The sequence below is a fragment of the Halopiger aswanensis genome (assembly GCF_003610195.1).
GTDB lineage: Archaea > Halobacteriota > Halobacteria > Halobacteriales > Natrialbaceae > Halopiger > Halopiger aswanensis.
In genome coordinates this window covers 1,013,101-1,032,424 of the sequence record NZ_RAPO01000002.1, presented here as the reverse complement: position 1 = coordinate 1,032,424, position 19,324 = coordinate 1,013,101, and the positions used below count along the sequence as shown (strand labels likewise).

The window sequence follows — 19,324 nt, the reverse complement described above, 5'->3', positions numbered from 1 at the left end:
GTAAACGACACCATACATGAAAGAAACTGATGTCCACTCCCTCATACTCGAGAAGACAGACGAGATCGAGCGGGACGATCTCCGCAACTTCATCAACGAAATCCTCCGGTTCGAACGGTCTAAACTCGACCGGGAAAACTACCAGTATTCCGACGAATACAGAGAACTGATCGAGGAACACATCGAGGAAACACAAGAGCAAGGTGACGAATGAACAACCTGCAGATCTTCGACATCGAGCTGAAGGACTACCGGCAGTACAAGGGTACAGTCCGAATTGACCTCAAGATCGACGGCGACCAACATATCAACATCATCGAAGGCCAGAACGGAGCAGGGAAATCCAACCTCCTCAACGCTATCACACTCTGCTTCTACAACGAGGAAACACACCTCGAAACACAGGAAGAACAAGGCCTTGAATCAGATCCACTGGTGAACAAACGCCGACTGGACGAAATCAACGAAGGAGAGAGCGCGTCCGGATACGTCGAAGTCACACTCGGGAAGGACGAACCCAAGTACATCTTCACACGGGAGTTCCGCACCGCCAAAAGGGAAGACGGAGACTTCAGTGACGCTACCGGCGACCTCCGTCTACGACAGAAATTCCAGCAGGACTGGCGGGACGTACCAAACCCTCACACCCGGCTTTCAGAGATCCTGCCGACACGAGTCCACGAATACTTCCTCTTCGACGGAGAGCAGTTGGACGACTTCTTCGATAAGAGATACACCGACCGTGTCGAATCCGCAATCCTGGACGTCTCCCACATTGAACTCCTGAACCGGTCACTGGATCACATAGACACCGTTAGAACAGAGTTAGAGCGAACCTCCACAGAATACGAAGGCGAAGCCAAGCGGAAACGAGAGAAATACGAGGAAGCCGAAGACAAGCTGGAAGACCTCGAATCCCGGGAAGAAGAGTACGAGCGAGATATCAGGGATGCAAACGACCGGCTTGATGAAATCGATGAGAAGCTTGCAGGCAGCAGCGACCCTGAAGTCCAGCGAAAACTCGAACGGCGTGAAAACCTCAATGACCGACTGGACGAGAAACGAGACGATCTTGTAGAGAAACGTGCGGAAGTCGCTGAGAACTTCGCTGAAGCAGGCGCACTGATCTACAACGAGGACGCTCTCCGGTTCACCTTGGAACAGCTGGAAGAGTTGGAGAACCAGGGACAGCTGCCGCCAAAGATCCAAGACTGGTTCCTCGACCAACTACTGGATCGCGGAGAATGTATCTGTGGCGCAGAACTCGAAGATGACGAAGAGAAACGGGAACATCTGGAAGAGCTGCGGAAAGAGGTTGCCGTAATCACCGAGGGGAACATCGAGGGTAAAATCGAGATACCTCACCTGCTCTCACAGGCCGACGACTCACTCAACGCCCTCCTCCAAGGCGTCGGGGACATCACCGGTATCGAAGACGACATCGAGGGAATTGAACGCCAGCTCCGAGACATCTCCAAGGAACTGGAAGGCAAAGAAATCCCGGAAGACGTCGACGTCGCCCAGTTAGAACAGCAGAGGAGCGAAATCGAGGAACGTATCCGCCAGATGCGGGAAGAAGTCGGCCAGCTGCGAGGAGAGATTGAGCAACAGGAACAGAAAGTCAAGGATCGCCGTCAGGCGTGGCAGGAAGAACTGGAGAAGGAGGAAAAATACGAAGTCCTCGCCAAGAAGATCTCTTTCATCGATGACAGCGAAGAAGAGATGCAGGAGATCAGGGCAGAGATTCTCAAAGAGGTTAGGAACGAAACTGAGGAATACCTGAATCAGTATTTCAACGACCTTATCTGGAAAGACGAAAATTACGACGTAGAACTTACCGACGAGTACCAGGTGAAGGTCTTCGGCCCCAGCGGAGAGAAAAAGCTTGGCTCCCTGTCTGCTGGCGAACGCCAGGTACTCGCTCTCTCCTTCATGTCTGCCCTCTCCAAAATCAGTGGATTCAGCGCACCATTGGTAATCGACACACCACTGGGCAGGATCTCCAGCCGCCCCAAACGCAGGATCGCCCAAAACCTTCCTGACTACCTCCAGGACACGCAGATCACATTCCTGATGACCGACGAAGAGTACAGCCAGGAAGTCCAAGCCATGCTAAAACCCAGTATCGCCCACGAATACCGTCTCAACTACGAAAAAGACGTTACCCAGGTGAATGACCGATGACTGACTCAAGCCAGGTCGAATACGAGGAAACCGAAGCTCCTCGTGACGTTGCCATTGAACGCTCCAAACGCGAACTCTACGAAGAACTCAGGACAACCGAGTCCTCCCCGTTCTACGAAGTTGAACTCCGTGAAATATTCCTGTTCGCTATGGGCTACGGACGGGAGAAAGGAGGCAGAGTAGAACTCGACGGAGATCTCCATTACCTGTTTGGCCGGGACTCCCTTGCAGACGAACAAGAATGGATTATCCAGTCCGTGGCAGTCAAAGAAACACGAGACCCTGACATCCTCAGAGACGAGAAACTTGTCTACACCATCGCCCAGGAATACGCCAACAGCGGAATTGAGAAGCTCCACGGCAAGGTGTTCGGTCCCGACGAGGCGCTGAACGAGCTGACAAGCGAACTTAAGTCACTTCACGAAGCAGAAGAGTAACCGAGAGAGAAACAGATGCCTGAATACATCCTCGATGTCGATGTGGTCCGTGAATCGTTCTGGGACTTGGTCGATCTGCCGATCCACCGCTTGTTCCCCGGATACCTCTGCCTTCGACAAGAAGCAGGTATGGAAAACCGGCTTGACGATCTGGACTTCAACTACAACGACTTCTTCGACAAGTACTTCGAAATGAGGTCCGGGAAAAAGCCATACCTCGTACCCTTCACCGTCGACGACTTTGAGGAAACCGAGCTCTGGTTCAACAAAAACGTGGCCGGGACATACGCACCCTCGTCACTCCGGACAACAACTCCACTCCTGAAAGTCGGAGAGTTCGAAAAAGACGGACGCAAAAGCCGCTGGAAACTCTTCGACAATCACGCCGAACTCGCCAGAGAACACCTGTGCAGTGGCGAGCAGGTTCCTGTCGAACCACTCGCAGCATTCCTCTTCCGAGACTACGGGTTCGAAGTAGAGGATCCATCTGCAGACACACTGATTCAGGCCTTCTGTGAAGAGTTCGTCTACGACCGCGACGACCCTGACTTCACCGAACTCTACAGCACCGGCAACACAGACATCGAATCAAGCAACTTCATAGAACTATGACCGATTATCAAGCCCGACTGGACGACGAAGATACCATCCTGACACCGTACAAGGTCCGGCAGGTTGAGCCGAGCGACCTCGATATCCAGCCACCGTCAACACAGGGGACAGGCCGGACACCAGAAGAGCTGCGAGAAGAACTTCGGGAAACCGCGAAAGAAGCTGCGAAGAACTCTACCAGCGGCGAAAGCAATGGGGCAACGGTCTACACCGACAGCAACAGTATCTACTCAGGAGCCGAGTTAGAGATTCCCAGCGAACAAGACACAGTGCATGCACTCCGAGTAGCTATCTACAAAGCCCTCTCAGAAGGAGCCAGCGAAGTCTCAGACGTAGCAGTCTACAGCGACACACGCCATGTGGATATCTGCAACTCCTGCCGAAACCTGTTAGAAGACTTCGGTACCTCGGGCCTCACCATCAGAACAATAGACACCACGGGACGAGAAAGACAGTATAGCCTCGATGAGATCTGATTAACTCAACACCAGAAGTCTTCTCCGCCAGCCTCGAACGACGAAACTCCATCGACATCCTGGAGACGCTGCACGGCTTCCTCACGCCGGATACCATAGACCTCCATCACTTCAGGCGTGGCCACAGGCCCATGCTCCTCTACGAATCCCTGCAGATCCTGAGGCTCCTGCTCCTCGACACCCTGGAACGTGAACTGAGTCCTGAAGTCCGAGTACCGGACACGGCCATTCTTCGGTACCGGAGCACCCTGAATCTCCATGAACGTGAACGGCAGCTCGCCACGCCCACCGGATTCCAATTCAACCTCATCCAAGTCCTCCTCGAAACGCTCCCGGTCCAAGCCGAGATCTGATGCCAGGTCGACCAGAACATCCTCGTCGTTGATGTCCCGACCAGCTGCAACACCATGCCGCCACAACGCCCTGAGGTAATCCATACCCCGACGCTGCCTGTCTGCTGCCTCGAACGCCTTGTTGACTAGCTCCGTAGACATCGGCGGGTCGTCCTCCCAGAACGAAGGATCAACCGGCATACCGAGTTGCTGACCGGCGTCAATCCACTTCTGCTTCTCCTGCTCTGGGTCAACTTCACGGACGGGAGCCGGTTTGTAGAAGAGTTCAATCTCTTCACCGTAGCACTCCTCAACCCGTTTCATCACTGGTTGGACACACCAGGACATGGCGCTCAACGCATCGACTTCCTGGACCACGACCACTGTCTCATCTTCCTCCTCGTCCTCGTCTTCCTCGTTGTCTTCATCGCTCTCCTGCTCTTCGTCTTCAGCCGCCTCATCGTCCGAGTCCTCCTCTTCCGTATCCTCTTCGACGTCTTCGGACTCGTCGACATCCTCTTCCGTGTCTTCCTCTGTGTCAGGCTCGTCGACGTCGTCTTCAGGATCTATGTCCGGTTCCTCAATATCCGGGGGTTCAGGTTGTTCCTCTTCCTCCTCTTCACAGTCTTCGTCTTCATCGGTTTCATCCGTGTCGCCGGGATCGTCGCCTTCTGGCGGCTCTGTAACTGCTCCTGCACCAGCACCGGCTCCGGCAGCAGCACCAGCTGAACCACCCGCACCTCCACCAGCGGCACCAGCGGCAGCACCTGCAGCATCGGCAACGCCTGCAGCAGCACCTGCAGCGCTATCCGAATCTTCCTCGGGGTTATCGTCTCCGTCGTCTCCAGTGTAATCGTCTACACCGGTCTGAGTATGATCGTCAGTCGATCCATCATTCTGTGAATCATCACTATCCGACGAATCGTAATCACCGCCGCTGTATGAACCAAGGAATACGAACATCGTTCAGTTATCCTCTTTTCCGCTGAAGAACTCGTTTACCGGCCTCTGCTCCTGATCCTCGTTAAACGAAAGCTTGGCCTCGCGGCTTTCCTGAAACTCTGGCCACGGATCCTGCGAAAGCCCGTTCCTCGTAGAACAGGCATCCTTCCACTGCCGAAGCCCGGTAGCACCACGGACACGCGGAGCGAAATCAAACAGGTCGTCCTCCGCAAGCCATCCGATCAGGAAAACATCCTCCATGTCTATAGCAGCGATGGAGTTCCTGACATGGCTCTGGAGCACGTTGATCCCGTTACCGGCATCCCCACCGGTGTACTGGACAGCGTAGAACGCAAACTCCTCGTAATCGAACTCATCGTATAACTCCCGGTACTCAACGAAGTGTTCGTACTTCCAGCCCTTGTTCGTCGGGATCAACCGGATATCGAAGTCCTGCTCGATAATCTCCTTCTGGAGATCTCTGACATGGCCGATGTATGCCTCGATAGCGTTTTCCTGGATTTCGTCCTCCATCCAGTTGTAGCTGTAGACCACGTCTGGGACGTAGATCGCTGGCTGCACCACCTCCAGCAGATCCACTACGTCCTGGAAAGTACGCTTGTTGACATCGTCGTCGTGCTCTGTTCCGAGGATTACTGGGATATGCCACGGCTCGATGGCCTGGCGCAGGCCCCCATCCCGCTTGATGACTTTCTGAGCATCTGAAAAGTTGATTACCACGTACTCGACGTCCTGGTTACTGTCAAGCCACTCCTCGTACTCCTCGTCCGGAAGCTCGACACGGGGATGAACACCTCTAACCGGTTCATAGATCCGGTGAGAATTAACTGCCTCATGCAGTGTTTGCTGGCCTCTACCGAGTTCTTGGGATTCTGCGTGCGAACTCAAAGTTTGCTCTCCGTCTCCTGGTGTGTATTCGTGATGGGAGACATGTCAGCGTATGTTCTAAGACACTATATAACTACCGCCGAAAATAGGCATCTAGGGCCGACTAAACCCTTTAATCCGCGGTCCGTAAGTTGCTCAAGGTAATCCTGCCGGATTGATAGATAAATACTGGTAATATACTGGCTACAAGGTAATTCAGGTATAGCTGAACTCGGGAAACACGGCTATTCGGAATACCAGGACTCAATTCTCTGGACAGCGTGTATATCGTGCTTGTAGTACCGACGATCGCCGTCCGGCTTGTACACCGCGATCTCATACTTTTCGGAATCCGGCCTGTACCATACATCCTCGTGCTTCGAGAGAACGCTATCAACCCGTTGCTGCCGTTGCTCACGGTAGCAGCTATTACAGAGACCTCTAGTTGAATCCCGGCCTACACCGATATAGACAGAAGCAGTATAGGTAGCTCCGCACTCGTTACACTCCCTTTCCTCCTCATACGTCTTACTGCCCATAGCAGGACGGTACAGACTCGCGCATCAAATTAGTGTCCTTCTCCCAATCGTTTACACTGTGTCGGGGTGAACACGACTGGTAATGAGCCAGCTACCGCAACCAGAGAGATACCTCGAACTTTTCGACGAACTCAACTTGGATAACATCGAAGACCGGCGAACCGGATACTACCTTCTCCACAACTACTTTTCCACAGTTCTAACCAACACCGCTGAAGAAAACCTGGGAGCAATGGCTTCCATCAATCAAGACCGCATACACAAGCAATGGAGCCTGGTACGGGACAAACTCGAAGAGGTCCCCGGTCAAGTACCCAAAGAACTCGAGAACACACTCACTCCGATAATCGAAGCCAGAAATTCGATCATTCACAACGACCGGTGTGAACCAAGACAACATATCGACGACCTGCAGGAAATCCGAGATCAGGCACCGGAATGGAGAACAGAAATTGAAGAGATGACCGAGGCATACTACCGCGCCTGGGAGGACCTCAGCCCAAAACAAGCACTGGTCACTCTGGTAGAACAAAATTTACAGCGAGTGCTTTCCTCAGAACCTCGATTCGACAGGTTCGACTCTGAATACTCGCCGATCCATGAAGCAGCTGAAGAATCCAGGGAGATTCTGGAACAAGACGTCGACCCGGACCGGGAACGGATTGAGAAAGAACTGGTAGAAGTAGTAAGAACAGCTCAAGGTCTGACCAAGAAGACCGAAGACCTGGAAAAGCAAGAAATCGAGTATGAAGACTATCTGATGAACGAAGAACTCGATAGAATGAGAGGCCGGTAACCCAAATGAAAGTCGGCGTAGTCAGAAATTGATGTTGTCCTGGTTATTCGGTGGCAGCATACTTTCTCGTTACCATCTATTATTAACACGTAAAAGTGTAAGTGAAATTACGGCATGAAAATGTTTGAAATGAGTGTTCAGAGGTTATGACGGGTGCTTTGGGAAGAGGGAGGGACAAATCGAGCAAGCAATTTCCCCCTCAATATACGGCTCAGCATTAGGTCTGTGAGACCACTCGAGATCAAATCAAGAATACCGCTGCCAACCTACATAGCTGAGAATCACAACAACACCAAGCACCGAAGTCATTATCCAGAATTGCTGCCGGACAAATAAGATAATCGCGTCACCGTACCACGCTAAGAGGAACGCGATTGAGAAGAACCGGAACCCGCGGAACAGGAAGGAGGGACCGAGGATTTTCTTCAGGCCCACGACGAAAACCCTGGATGCGATACAAAATACCTTAAACGGGAGTGGCGAGATCCCAGATACGCCGACCACCACGTACCCGTGCGTCTGCAGCCACTATTCTATCCGGTCCACATACGTTGTAGAGATAAACCGCTCAAGCAGCGGGCGGCCACCGCGTTGCCCTACATAGTAGGCGAACACTGCACCCAGCACCGACGCCACGGTTGCCACCGTTCCGAGCAGAAATTCCTGCTCCGACTGCAACAACACCAGCGGCACCAACAGGATCTTGGTCTGAATCACTGAGAACGAGGAATTGAAAAATGACAACAGGGATATACCATACACACCGTACGGCAACAGCACATCCTGAAACGATTATGCTAGCGCGGCGTATTCGATATATATCACCCGTATCTTCCGTCTGCCGCGTTTGACGCAGCTAATTTCCACTCGCCTATCACCGTCGACGGGCAACCGAATCTCCGGAATGTCGTCGTTCCCGAGGTGGCCGCGGTTGTCCGATCCAGTTACGAGACTCGCGCCGCCGGCCGGTGGTCTCTCGTGTTCTATCTGTCGCCTTGCGCCATACAATGCATCACATTGGATAAGTTCAAGACGGATCAATCGTCGCGTCCCAATAGCGTGGCTGGAACACCAGTCAGAGATCAGTTAGCAGTTCCAGATCGGGCTTCGAACCCAGTAGCAGCTCACGTCCGATCTAGATATCCGCCTCCGTATCCGTGAGAGATCGTGACCGACTGAAAACAGCGGTAGATCAGGTGGTACGTGTTATAGATGTAGACCCTGAAGCTCACGCCGCGGGTCTTTATATTATCCTAGATAGTATTACGAGACGAGGAAACCGGGAACGCTGACGAGGGAAAATGCAAGGCTGAGACGGGGTGACTGTCGAAATGATCGTTGGATCTGTGTCGTTCTGCGTCGAATTGACCCCTGTTTGACGGGTGAAATCACACGGATTGTGATAGAAGCCTTCCAAGCTCATGGCCCGGGTTCAAATCCCGGTCCGCGCATTTCTGTATGCGCAAACCTGCGAGCAACAGCACTCGTATGAGGGATTTGAATTAGGGAAGTCCCAGCCCGTGAGCGTAGCGAACGCGACCGTCTTCGCGTGGTTCAAATCCCGATCCGCGCACGTCTCAACAGCCGATCGTTCGCAGCGTTGCCGACAACTCTCGAGCCGACTAGCGATCGCGCTCGAACTCGACGATCCGCTCGTAAATCTCCTCGAGGCGGTCGTTGCCGCGATACCGAATCGTCTGGCTACGGATATCGTACTCGATGAGGCCGGCGTCGGCCAGTTTCGGGAGATGGTGTTGCTGCAGATCGACTTGGATGTCGTCGTGGTTCGGTTGCCACCCGTATTTCTGCCCGTGTTGCGAGATCGTGTGTTTCGTCGCGGCCTCGAACGAACCGACGTGTCCCGGCTGGTCCCAGAGGTACTCGAGGAGGTAGCGACGGCGCTCGTTGGCCAGAATATCGAGGTGTGCGTCGAGGGAGAGCGGAACGTCCTCGAGCGGGTCGTCCGCGGACGACTCGGGAGGATCCGGCGGGTCAGACTGGTCCGATTGGTCCGGCGGGTCGGACTCGGCATCGTCGGTCATTCTGTCACGTTCGCACTATCCACGGCGGCGCGGATAGGTCTGGGGCCGGCAGACTCGGTTGGACAGCCGATCGCGGCCGCGTTCCGTTCGGTAGGACGTGTCGACCGCTTAAGCGCTCGGGCGCGACGGCGCGACGGCACGACGGTGCGACGGCTCGAGCAGCGGGCCGTGACTGCATGCGGTGGCCGACGTAGTGTTACGTTTAGCGACCGTTTCGGCGCCCCTCAGTGGTCGTGGTCCGTCAGTTACCCGCGGTCCTTGCGAATCCCGGCACCGTCACTACCGAATCGGCCCTCGAACGGTCCGATATGAGCGGTACCAGATACGAGGAGGGCGACGTCGTCGCCACCCCGGACGGCCGCGGCGTCGTCGCGGCCGTCCTGACAGAGGACTTCGAGTTTCCGCAGGGCGGCGGTAAGGGCGAGGACGACCTCACGTCTGTCGATGCCAGCGAGGACAGTCCGGCCTACGTCGTCGGCCTCGAGGCCCCGACCGTCGGCTCCGCGGTCTACCGCGCCTCGGCGATGCAAGCGAGCGCCCTCGAGGCCGACGACGCACCCGAATCGACGGACACCGAGGCGCTGACCGACGTCGTCGACGAGGACGTGAACGGGCTGGACGACCTGCCCGAGGGCTGGGACCGGGACAGCGTCCTCGAGTACTGGTCGTCGATCGGCGGCTCGTGGGAGGCGTGTGCCGAGGACCTGACCGACGAATTCGAGGCGGAACGCGCCCGCGAGCACTGTTCGGCGATGAAAGACGAGGTGCTGCGGACCCAGCGCTGGCGGAATCGGTTCTGATCCCGAACCCACATAGGGACGCCCGCCCCAACTGCGCGTGTGGAGTACGAACTGCTCGACTGGCCGCCGGACGGACCGAAACTGCGCCTCGACTACGAGCGGTTCAGCTACGCCGGCAAGTTCGTCATGACGAACACGGGCAAGGCCGTCGCTCGCGAGGAAGGGGACGAGGACGGCGAGATCGTCGCCGCCGTCGCGTTCAACGAGGATCGCACCGACGAGGACACCCTCTGGCTGCGGTACGTCACCGTCGCCCGCGACCGCCGCGGCGAGGGCATCGGCCCGCGACTCTGTCGGCTGGTCCGGGACCGCGCCCTCGAGCGCGGCTACGAGCGCCTCCGGATCGCGGTCAACAACCCCTTCGCCTACGAGGCGCTGTACCGCTGCGGGTTCGCCTATACCGGCGAGACCACAGGGATCGCCGAACTCGTCCTCGAGTACCCGCGGCCGGATCCGATCGACGAGGTCGAGGATCCCGACCGACACGCCGCCGAGCGGTACCGGACCGGCCTCGAGGAGTTTCGCGAGCGCGATCTGTCCGCGGAAGAGGAAGAGTTCCTCGAGTCGCGCCGCGGGAGCGAGCCGCCGGATCCCGAGGTCGAGGCGGACAGCTAAGCGCAGCGAGTGGAGTGATCCGCCCCGGGCGTCTCGAGGAACCGCAATCGAGCGTCGAGGATTGAATCAGCGGCCGGCCGGAAGCCAACGATTCAAATCCCGGTCGGCCCAATACCACGGCAATGGGAAACGCTGCACTTCGGGATATCGCGGTCATCGAGGAGATCCCCTTCTCCGAGATCGAGGGCGTCGTCGCCGTCGACGCGCACAACTGGCTCTACCGCTACCTGACGACGACGGTCAAGTGGACCAACAGCGACGTCTACACGACCGCCGACGGCACCGAGGTCGCGAACCTCGTCGGCATCGTGCAGGGACTGCCCAAGTTCTTCGAGAACGACGTCACGCCCGTGATGGTCTTCGACGGCGGCCCCTCCGAACTCAAGGAAGACGAGATCGAATCCCGCCGCGATCAGCGGCGCACCTACGAGGAGCAACTCGAGGTCGCCCGCGAGGAAGGCGACGAGGTCGCCATCGCGCAACTCGAGTCCCGGACCCAGCGGCTGACGCCGACGATTCAGGAGACCAGCCGCGAACTCCTCCGATTACTCGACGTGCCGATCGTCGAGGCGCCCGCGGAGGGCGAGGCCCAGGCCGCTCACATCGTCCGTCGCGGCGACGCTGACTACGTCGGCTCCGAGGACTACGACGCGCTGCTGTTCGGCGCGCCGCTCACGCTGCGCCAACTGACCAGCAAGGGCGATCCCGAACTGATGGACCTCGAGGCCACCCTCGCACACCACAACCTCACCCTCGAGCAACTCATCGACGCGGCGATTCTCATCGGGACGGACTTCAACGAGGGCGTCTCCGGCATCGGCCCGAAGACGGCCATCAAGGAAATCACCGAGCACGGCGACCTCTGGAGCGTCCTCGAGGCCCGCGGCGACTCGATCGAGTACGGCGACCGCGTCCGCCAGCTGTTCCGCGATCCGAACGTGACCGACGAGTACGAGTTCGACACCGCGATGGATCCCGACCTCGCGGCGGCCCGGGAGTACGTCACCGACGAGTGGGGCGTCGACCCCGACGAGGTCGAACGCGGCTTCGAGCGCATCGAGGAGAGCGTGACGCAGACGGGACTTGATCGCTGGACGTAGAGGAGACCCGAAGACGGCACGCCGAGGTCCGAAACGCCGCGTTGCCGGTTGTTCGCGGAGCCAGCAAAACGCTCGCCGGACCGAGGGCCGAAGTTCCGCCGGTTCCTTTCGTCGGGTGATGAAAGCCTACGAAGTCCAGGAACCCTCGAGCGACTACGCCGGCGTCGTCGAAGTCGAGCGCGACCGTCCCGAACCCGCCGCGGACGAGGCGCTCGTCGAGGTGCACGCGGCGTCGATCAACTACCGCGATCTGGCGATCGCCCACGAGGACCTCGTCTATCCCGGCGCGGAACCGCCGGTCGTGCCGCTCTGCGACGGCGCCGGCGAGGTCGTCGCGGTCGGCGACGAGGTCGAACGCCTTTCGGCGGGCGACCGCGTTGCAACGCCGTTCGCTCCCGACTGGATCGACGGCCCCGTCACGCCCGAGAAGGTCGCCCGAACCACGGGCGGGAACGTCGACGGCACGCTGGCCGAGTACGCCACTTTCCCCGCCGCCTCGCTCGCCGAACTCCCCGAGAACCTCTCCTACGAACAGGGCGCGACGCTCACCTGCGCCGGGCTGACCGCGTGGCGCGAACTGATGGAAGCAGGCGATCTGACCGCCGACGAGACCGTCCTCGCACTCGGTACCGGCGGCGTCTCCACCTTCGCCCTCCAGTTCGCGACGATGCAGGGGGCCGACGTCTTCGTCACCTCCTCGAGCGACGAGAAACTCGAGCGGGCCCGCGAGTTGGGTGCGACGTGGACGCTCAACTACGAGGAGACGCCCGAGTGGGGTGACGCGGTGGCCGAGGAGACCGGCGGCGTCGATCACGTCATCGAGGTCGGCGGCCCGGGCACGCTTCAGCAGTCGATCGAGGCCGCGGCGTTCGACGGTTACGTCCACCTGATCGGCGTCCTCTCGGGTCCCGACGGGCAGGTCCACCCCGGCCCGATCCTCCAGAAGGCGCTCACCGTCGAGGGCTCGATGGGCGTCGGCAGTCGCGCGATGTTCGACCGGATGAACAGCGCGATCGAAGCCGCCGAGATCGAGCCGGTGATCGACCGCACCTTCGGCTTCTCGGAAGACGAGGTCCGCGAAGCGTACCGCTACGTCGACGAGGGCGCGCACCAGGGGAAGGTCGTCATCTCGCTCGAGTGAGCGGCTTCCCGGCTCGAGTCGGCCGATATCGCTCGCTCACTCGCGACCGAACCGTCTCTCGAGAACCCCGCGATACAAGCGGTCGGTCGCGTTTCCGACCGCGCCGACCGCGGAGAGGTAGCCCAGTCCGACGGTCGCTTTCAGCGCCTTCGCCGGTCGACCCGTGAGGACGGCGGGGCCGAGCTGTGCGACGGCGTCGTCGCCGACGCTGACCGTCCAGCCCGGCGAGTCGAACGCGAAGCGCTCGAGAGCGTCGGGGTCCGCTTCGGCGTCGGTCCCGTCACCAGCGAAGCGCGAAATGTTCTCCGCGACCGTCCGCGCCTCGCGGACGGCCGTTTGTGCACTCGCCGGCACCGGCTCCCCGTCGGCGTCGGTCGCGCGAACGGCGTCACCGAGCGCGAACGTCCGCTCGTCCAGTCGCAGGTCGCTCTCGACAAGCGGACGCTCGCCCGCGAGCGCGTCCGATCCCGCGATGCCGCCGGTCCAGACGAACTGGTCGTACGGAATTTCGTCGCCCGACTCGAGGTGGACGTGCGTCTCGTCGGCCCGCGACACGGCCGATCGGGTTCGGACCTCGATTCCCTGGTCCTCGAGCGCCGAGCGAACGGCCCGCTGGAAGTTCCCGGGAAAGGTCGGCGCGACGCTGTCGAGTTGCTCGAGGATCGTGACCGTCGCGGTCCCGCGTTCCTCGTCGGCCAGCGCGGCTAGTTCGCCCGCGACCTGGATGCCGGAGAGGCCGGCGCCGCCGACGAGGATGCGGCTAGCGCCAGCGGACCGGTCTCGCAACACCTCGAGCGCCCGCGACCGAATCCGCAGGGCGTGCCGGAGCCGCTTCAGCGGCGTCGCGTGCTCGCGGACGCCCTCGAGGTCGTAGTACGCCGTTTGCGCGCCGAGACAGATCGCCGCGACGTCGTACTCGAGGCGGCCGCTCGAGAGGTCGACGACGCGCTCCTCGCGGTCGATCCCCTCGACGCGAGCGACGCGAACGGTCGCACGCTCGAGGACCTGCGGCAGCGAGACGGTGATCGCCGAGGCGAGTTCGGGGCGGCGCACGACCCGGTGTAACTCGTGTTGGACGAGGTGATCCGGCGACTCGTTGACGATCGTCAGGTCGGCCTCGTCGGGAAGCTCGTCCTCGAGCAGCCGCGTCAGGGTCAGGCCGGCGTAGCCCGCGCCGAGCACGACGACGTGCATGGGTGGTGGTAGGGACTCGAGGGGTATAGGGATGTGCTGTCGATCGGCCGGAAACGGAGCACTGCGACGCGAACACCGCGGTGCGGTGTCAGGCCCGTTCGTTCGACTCGAGCGGACAGTCACCCGTATCCGGGAAAATCCTCATTTCCGCGTCGGGTGTAGCGCAGTCGAAACCCGCGCCCGCCGCCGATCGCGCGAGGAGATCCCCATCCCATGAGCGAGACACCACAGCGCGAGCGACCGAGCATCGACCCCGAGTACGACCACCGGCGGACCGAGTCCGTCGACGAGGCCGAACTCGAGGCGCTCCTCGACGAGTACACGCTCCGCCGGGACGAGCACGAGAACGCGCCGGCGTTCGTGATCCGGCCCGACGACGTCCAAGAGGTGCTGCGCCTGCTGCGCGACGAGGCGGGGTTCGACCACCTCTCGTGTATCACGCCCCAGGAGTACGAGGACCGCTACGAGTCGATCATCCACCTGACGAAGTACGATCAGCGCCAGCACGAGGTGTCGCTAGTGGTCCAGATGCCCCAGGGCGATCCGGTCGCCCAGAGCGCCGAACCCGTCTTCCGGACGGCCGACTGGCACGAGCGCGAGGCCTACGACCTCGTCGGGATCGAGTACGACGGCCACCCGGACCTGCGGCGCATACTCCTGCCGGACTCCTGGCAAGGCCACCCGCTCTCGCTCGACTACGATCAGGACAAGCCGCAGGTCGTCAAGTTCGCCGAGCACCGGAACCCGCTCGAGGAGGATCGCCGTCTCGAGGGCGACGAGTCCGAATCCGACACGATGTTGCTGAACATCGGGCCCCACCATCCCGCCACGCACGGCGTGCTCCACCTGAAGACGATCCTCGACGGGGAGACGGTCGCGGACGTCGATCCCGACGTGGGCTACCTCCACCGCTGCGAGGAGCAGATGTGCCAGGACGGCACCTACCGCCACCAGATCATCCCCTACGCCGACCGCTGGGACTACACCTCGAACCTGCCCAACGAGTGGGCGGTCGCCCGCGCCATCGAGGATCTGGCCGAGATCGAGGTTCCCGAGTACGCGCAGGTGCTGCGGACGATGTCGACCGAGTTCGCGCGGATGCTCGGGCACTTCCTCGCGCTCGGCACCTTCGCCCTGGACGTCTACGGCGAGTTCACCGCCATCTTCCAGTACTCGTTCCGCGACCGGGAAGTCGTTCAGGACATCTTAGAGGACCTGACCGGCCAGCGGATGATGTTCTACTACTTCCGGCTGGGTGGGGTCGCCTGGGACCTGCCCCGGCCCCGCGAGGAGTTCATCGAGAAGTGCCGCGACTTCCTCGACGAACTGCCGGCGAAGATGGACGAGTACCACGACCTCATCGTCACCAACGAGATCTTCCGGATGCGGACCGTCGACACGGGCGTCCTCGAGCCCGAGGTCGCAAAGGACTACGGCTGTACGGGCCCGGTCGCCCGCGGCTCGGGGGTCGACTACGACCTGCGGCGCGACGACCCCTACGGCTACTACGAGAACTTGGAGTGGGACGTCGTCACCCGCGACGGCTGCGACAACCACGCCCGGGTGCTCTGTCGGATCGAGGAAGTCGAGGAGTCGGCAAAGATCATCGAGCAGTGTCTCGACCTGCTCGAGGACTGGCCCGAGGACGAGCGGGAGGTCCAGAGCAACGTGCCCCGGACGCTGAAACCCGAGGCCGGCAAGGAGACTTACCGCGCCGTCGAGATCGCGAAGGGCGAACTCGGCGTCTACGTTCGCTCTGACGGCTCGAACTCGCCGGCCCGGTTCAAGATCCGCAGCCCGTGTTTCCACAACCTCTCCGCGCTGCCGGAGATGTCCGAAGGGGAGTACATCCCGGACCTGATCGCCTCGCTGGGCAGTCTTGACATCGTGCTCGGGAGCGTCGACCGCTGACGCCGATTCACTCGCTGTCCGCTTGCCCTTCGCCGCCGCCCTCCTCGAGAAACGCGAGGCAGTGATCGCGCGCGGCCAGGATGTGCTCGGTCGTCTTGCCGTCGGCCTCGGCGGCGAGTCCGTCGAGTTTCTCGGCGATTTCCTCGATGCGATCGGCCTTCGGCGGATCGTCGCCCGCCGTGAGGTCGTCGGCCTGCTCCTCGAAGACGCCCTTGGTGAGCGAGTTCAGTTGCGTCTGTACCGGCCCATCGGCGCCTTCGGTCGCGTACTGGAGGTACTCGCGAACCCGCTTTAAGTGTTCGTCGGGCGCGTGCTCCCCGACGGGGCCGGGTTCTGGGTCCGGTTCGGAGCGGCGGTCGTGTTCTCGTTCGGGGTCCGGCTCGAGGTTGCGATCGGAGTCGGTCTCGTCGTCGACCATACGCCGCCCTACCGTCTCGAGTCGGGTAGCCATCGGGCTTGCCGATGACGGAACGGCGCGGAGCTACATTTACGGTGTCCGAGCGCCAGCACGAACGTATGTCCGACGGAGAGTTCGAGGGATACGGCGGTCGACACGTTCCGGAACCGCTCGAGGAACCGCTTTCGCAGCTCGCGGCGGCCTACGACGAGGTCGCGGCTACCGACGAGTTCCAGGCGGAGTTTCGCAGCCTGCTCGAGGAGTTCGCCGGTCGCCCGACGCCGCTGTACTACGCGCGCAACCTGAGCGAGCGCTACGGCGCCGACATCTACCTCAAGCGCGAGGACCTGCTCCACGGCGGCGCGCACAAGATCAACAACTGCCTCGGCCAGGCCCTGCTGGCTAAACGTGCGGGCCGCGAGCGACTGATCGCTGAAACGGGCGCCGGACAGCACGGCACCGCGACCGCCATGGTCGGCGCCCTGCTGGGGCTGGACACGGAGATCTACATGGGGAAGAAAGACGCCCGGCGCCAGGAGATGAACGTCTTCCGCATGCGGCTGATGGGCGCCGAGGTCAACGAAGTCACCCGCGGCGATGAGGGGCTCGCGGATGCCGTCGACGCCGCGCTCGAGGACTTCGCGCAGAACGTCGAGAACACGCACTACCTCGTCGGCAGCGTCGTCGGTCCGGATCCGTTCCCGCGGATGGTTCGGGACTTCCAGAGCGTCATCGGCGAGGAGGCCCGCGAACAGTTCCGAGAGCGGACCGGCGACCTGCCGGACGCCGCGGTCGCCTGCGTCGGCGGCGGCTCGAACGCGATCGGCCTCTTCCACGCGTTCCGCGACGACGAGGTCGACTTCTACGGCGCCGAGGGCGGCGGCGAGGGCGCGGACTCGAGCAAGCACGCCGCACCCCTCGCGAGCGGAACCGACGACGTCATCCACGGAATGAAAACGCGCGTGCTCGAGGACGACGTGGACGTCCACTCCGTCTCGGCCGGCCTCGACTACCCCGGCGTCGGCCCCGAACACGCCATGTTCCGGGCCGTCGGCCGCTGCGAGTACACGGGGATCACCGACGAGGAAGCGCTCGCCGCCTTCCGCGAACTGAGCGAAACCGAGGGCATCATCCCGGCGCTCGAGTCCAGCCACGCGGTCGCTCGAGCGATCGAACTCGCCGAGGAGGGCGACCACGAGACGATCCTCGTGAACCTCTCGGGACGGGGCGACAAGGATATGGAGACCGCGGCGACGAAGTTCGATCTCTGAACGGTACGTGAATGGTACTCGCGTCCGCCATGCGGACGCTTCGGACGCTTAGAAGACCGACGTCCCGATCGTCAGGACCGCGAACCCGAGCACGACGAGCGCGAGCAGTCCGTCGCCAACTGTGCCGTACCCGCCAGCCGTGTCCTTCGTCGTCGCGACCATCGCGCCGATGCTGCCGATCAGGACTGCGAACACCAGTCCGGCGTAGAGCAGATATTCCATGCTCGAGGACTGTCCGCGTTTCGTACTAAATGTTGTGTGTTCCCGTGCGCGCCTGCGACCGAACGATTATAATACGTCCATTTGCTACTCCGGCCCATGCGGATGGAACTTCGGGTGTGCAAGCACTGCTATAACGGCGAGCACGGGAACCCACAGAAGACGGCGATCACGAAGGACATGGTCGAGTGTGCGCGCCGAATCCGGGAGTACAAGGACCTCATCGGCATCGATTCGCTGTACGTCTCGATGGTCGAAGAGGGAGACAACGGCGGCGCCGAGGCGCTGTCCGTCTACGTGGCGAGCATCGAGCACAATCAGATCCAGATGAACGACACGCAACTCGTCATGGAGGACGGCGACGGGAACGTCCTCGTGTATCCGGATCCGGACGATATCCTCGAGGTGCTCACGCGAAACATCGACCAGATTCAGGAGCAGACCCGCCAGGACGTTACCGTCGAACTCTCCTCGGAGAGCGCCGAACTGCTCTAAACGGTCTCGCGCCTGTCGCCGATTTTGACCGCCCTCGACTTCTTGGTCCCCTTCGTCGATACTCTGTTTGGCACCCACAGCAGTAAGTACAGTCGACTGACTGAACGCTGGCACTGAATCAGTTATCGTTCGAGCGGTAAGGTTTTTCTCTACAGGACCTAGGAATGTGTGGACATATGCCACACCAACAAGGCCGAGTAATATTTGATCTGGAGGGGACGGACCTGTGAACTACGTGTTGTGGGCACTGCTGGCGATGGGTTGTTATTCGTTTGCGTTCCTGTTTATGAAAATTGCACTCCAAGATCTGCCGACATTCACCGTCATGCCGATTGCGGTCGGCACACTGGCTGTGGGAGCGACAACTGTGGCGGCCCTGTTCGGTGAGTGGTCGATTCCGTCGGCGGCGAGCCGATCTGTTGGGTTTGCATTCGCAGCAGGCATCTGCCTCGCTGGTGCCGTCGTTGGGTATTTCCGTGCACTCTCGACTGGTCCCGTTAGCACCGTCGTGCCGATCTTCGGGATGTTCCTCGTTGGTGGCGCACTCCTCGGAGTCGTCATATTGGGCGAGGGAGTCACGGCGAGGAAGGCCCTCGGCATCGCGTTTGGTGCTGTTGCGGTCGTCCTCATAGCTACGTGACGCCTCGAGGCTGAGCGCAGGTGATTCGAGCGTGTTCTACGAAACGACACAATACGCACCCGTAGTAAGCGGTCGTTCCAGGGGAACGACTCTCTGAAGAATAGGATTTCAACGGAGCGACTCCCCTGCGTTCGCCTCGAGCGGCTCCGGAAGGGACTGCTCGGCCGGCGACGCTGCTCGAGTAGTCGAACATTCGGGAATCGGCAAAACGGAAATACTGCAAAACTCGCGAAATCGCCGTCGATCGCGGGAAACCGAGATTCAAGAACCGACCGAAACCGCGGTCGACGGTA

21 protein-coding genes are annotated in these 19,324 nt (G+C 60.3%); 14 read left to right on the top strand and 7 right to left on the bottom strand.

All coding sequences use genetic code 11. The features are described from left to right. Positions 1–16: 16 nt before the first annotated feature. Genes ATJ93_RS12040 through ATJ93_RS12020 form a run of 5 tightly spaced genes read left to right on the top strand, consistent with a single transcriptional unit; the run spans position 17 to position 3,709 of the window. Positions 17–214 (top strand): hypothetical protein, encoded by a 198-nt coding sequence (locus ATJ93_RS12040; protein WP_120244864.1) that lies wholly within the window; start codon positions 17–19, stop codon positions 212–214. Continuing rightward, on the top strand, positions 211–2,184 hold the full coding sequence (locus ATJ93_RS24075) for a chromosome segregation protein (protein ID WP_170155562.1): 1,974 nt from the start codon (positions 211–213) through the stop codon (positions 2,182–2,184). The genes ATJ93_RS12040 and ATJ93_RS24075 overlap by 4 nt, the downstream gene beginning before the upstream one ends. After that, positions 2,181–2,621 (top strand): hypothetical protein, encoded by a 441-nt coding sequence (locus ATJ93_RS12030; RefSeq protein WP_120244863.1) that lies wholly within the window; start codon positions 2,181–2,183, stop codon positions 2,619–2,621. Before ATJ93_RS24075 ends, ATJ93_RS12030 begins: the two co-directional genes overlap by 4 nt. Positions 2,622–2,636: 15 nt before the next feature. Continuing rightward, the gene (locus ATJ93_RS12025; RefSeq protein WP_120244862.1) at positions 2,637–3,233 is read left to right on the top strand and encodes a hypothetical protein; all 597 of its coding nucleotides are present in this window, start codon (positions 2,637–2,639) and stop codon (positions 3,231–3,233) included. Continuing rightward, a complete protein-coding gene (locus tag ATJ93_RS12020; protein ID WP_120244861.1) occupies positions 3,230–3,709 on the top strand; it encodes a cytidine deaminase family protein in 480 nt (159 codons plus the stop codon). Before ATJ93_RS12025 ends, ATJ93_RS12020 begins: the two co-directional genes overlap by 4 nt. Positions 3,710–3,714: 5 nt before the next feature. Here ATJ93_RS12020 and ATJ93_RS24070 read toward each other — a convergent pair whose 3' ends face one another. Both ATJ93_RS24070 and ATJ93_RS24065 read right to left on the bottom strand, forming a co-directional pair. Next, positions 3,715–5,004: a DsbA family protein gene (locus tag ATJ93_RS24070; protein WP_245977555.1), complete on the bottom strand. Its 1,290-nt coding sequence runs from the start codon at positions 5,002–5,004 to the stop codon at positions 3,715–3,717. A 3-nt stretch (positions 5,005–5,007) separates the two neighbouring features. Continuing rightward, the gene (locus ATJ93_RS24065; protein ID WP_245977554.1) at positions 5,008–5,892 is read right to left on the bottom strand and encodes a hypothetical protein; all 885 of its coding nucleotides are present in this window, start codon (positions 5,890–5,892) and stop codon (positions 5,008–5,010) included. Between the two features lie 600 nt (positions 5,893–6,492). Between ATJ93_RS24065 and ATJ93_RS11995 the strand changes: the two genes are divergently transcribed. Continuing rightward, on the top strand, positions 6,493–7,206 hold the full coding sequence (locus ATJ93_RS11995; protein ID WP_120244859.1) for a hypothetical protein: 714 nt from the start codon (positions 6,493–6,495) through the stop codon (positions 7,204–7,206). Between the two features lie 528 nt (positions 7,207–7,734). Here the strand turns inward: ATJ93_RS11995 and ATJ93_RS11985 are convergent. Together ATJ93_RS11985 and ATJ93_RS11980 are read right to left on the bottom strand one after the other, a co-directional pair. Next, positions 7,735–7,923, bottom strand: a complete 189-nt coding sequence (locus tag ATJ93_RS11985) for a YqaA family protein (RefSeq protein WP_147376647.1) — start codon at positions 7,921–7,923, stop codon at positions 7,735–7,737. A gap of 905 nt (positions 7,924–8,828) precedes the next feature. Further along, complete coding sequence (locus ATJ93_RS11980; protein WP_120244856.1) at positions 8,829–9,248, bottom strand: DUF7344 domain-containing protein; 420 nt, start codon at positions 9,246–9,248, stop codon at positions 8,829–8,831. A 308-nt stretch (positions 9,249–9,556) separates the two neighbouring features. On the opposite strand from ATJ93_RS11980, the gene ATJ93_RS11975 reads away from it, so the two are divergent. The 4 genes from ATJ93_RS11975 (at position 9,557) to ATJ93_RS11960 (ending at position 12,904) form a co-directional block, all read left to right on the top strand. Beyond that, positions 9,557–10,048 carry a hypothetical protein gene (locus ATJ93_RS11975; protein WP_120245267.1) on the top strand — a complete coding sequence of 164 codons (492 nt, stop codon included), beginning with the start codon at positions 9,557–9,559 and terminating at the stop codon, positions 10,046–10,048. 39 nt (positions 10,049–10,087) lie between these two features. Beyond that, positions 10,088–10,663, top strand: coding sequence for a GNAT family N-acetyltransferase (locus ATJ93_RS11970; RefSeq protein ID WP_120244855.1), 576 nt, complete (start codon positions 10,088–10,090; stop codon positions 10,661–10,663). A gap of 122 nt (positions 10,664–10,785) precedes the next feature. After that, positions 10,786–11,763, top strand: a complete 978-nt coding sequence (fen, locus tag ATJ93_RS11965; RefSeq protein WP_120244854.1) for a flap endonuclease-1 — start codon at positions 10,786–10,788, stop codon at positions 11,761–11,763. Between the two features lie 118 nt (positions 11,764–11,881). Continuing rightward, positions 11,882–12,904, top strand: coding sequence for a zinc-dependent alcohol dehydrogenase family protein (locus ATJ93_RS11960; RefSeq protein WP_120244853.1), 1,023 nt, complete (start codon positions 11,882–11,884; stop codon positions 12,902–12,904). A gap of 36 nt (positions 12,905–12,940) precedes the next feature. Here ATJ93_RS11960 and ATJ93_RS11955 read toward each other — a convergent pair whose 3' ends face one another. Next, the gene (locus tag ATJ93_RS11955; protein ID WP_120244852.1) at positions 12,941–14,098 is read right to left on the bottom strand and encodes an NAD(P)/FAD-dependent oxidoreductase; all 1,158 of its coding nucleotides are present in this window, start codon (positions 14,096–14,098) and stop codon (positions 12,941–12,943) included. 213 nt (positions 14,099–14,311) lie between these two features. Here ATJ93_RS11955 and ATJ93_RS11950 point away from each other — a divergent pair, with 213 nt between their 5' ends. Beyond that, on the top strand, positions 14,312–16,009 hold the full coding sequence (locus ATJ93_RS11950) for an NADH-quinone oxidoreductase subunit D (RefSeq protein ID WP_120244851.1): 1,698 nt from the start codon (positions 14,312–14,314) through the stop codon (positions 16,007–16,009). A 7-nt stretch (positions 16,010–16,016) separates the two neighbouring features. Here the strand turns inward: ATJ93_RS11950 and ATJ93_RS24060 are convergent, their stop codons facing one another. Further along, the gene (locus tag ATJ93_RS24060) at positions 16,017–16,427 is read right to left on the bottom strand and encodes a DUF7553 family protein (protein ID WP_245977553.1); all 411 of its coding nucleotides are present in this window, start codon (positions 16,425–16,427) and stop codon (positions 16,017–16,019) included. 98 nt (positions 16,428–16,525) lie between these two features. Here ATJ93_RS24060 and trpB point away from each other — a divergent pair, with 98 nt between their 5' ends. Beyond that, entirely contained in the window at positions 16,526–17,677 is a 1,152-nt protein-coding gene (gene trpB, locus ATJ93_RS11940; RefSeq protein ID WP_120244850.1) for a tryptophan synthase subunit beta, read from the top strand. 48 nt (positions 17,678–17,725) lie between these two features. Here the strand turns inward: trpB and ATJ93_RS23660 are convergent, their stop codons facing one another. Beyond that, positions 17,726–17,899, bottom strand: coding sequence for a hypothetical protein (locus ATJ93_RS23660; protein WP_170155561.1), 174 nt, complete (start codon positions 17,897–17,899; stop codon positions 17,726–17,728). Between the two features lie 96 nt (positions 17,900–17,995). On the opposite strand from ATJ93_RS23660, the gene ATJ93_RS11935 reads away from it, so the two are divergent. Both ATJ93_RS11935 and ATJ93_RS11930 read left to right on the top strand, forming a co-directional pair. Continuing rightward, a complete protein-coding gene (locus ATJ93_RS11935) occupies positions 17,996–18,391 on the top strand; it encodes a hypothetical protein (protein ID WP_120244849.1) in 396 nt (131 codons plus the stop codon). Positions 18,392–18,617: 226 nt separating this feature from the next. After that, the gene (locus tag ATJ93_RS11930) at positions 18,618–19,031 is read left to right on the top strand and encodes an EamA family transporter (RefSeq protein WP_120244848.1); all 414 of its coding nucleotides are present in this window, start codon (positions 18,618–18,620) and stop codon (positions 19,029–19,031) included. Positions 19,032–19,324: the final 293 nt, after the last annotated feature.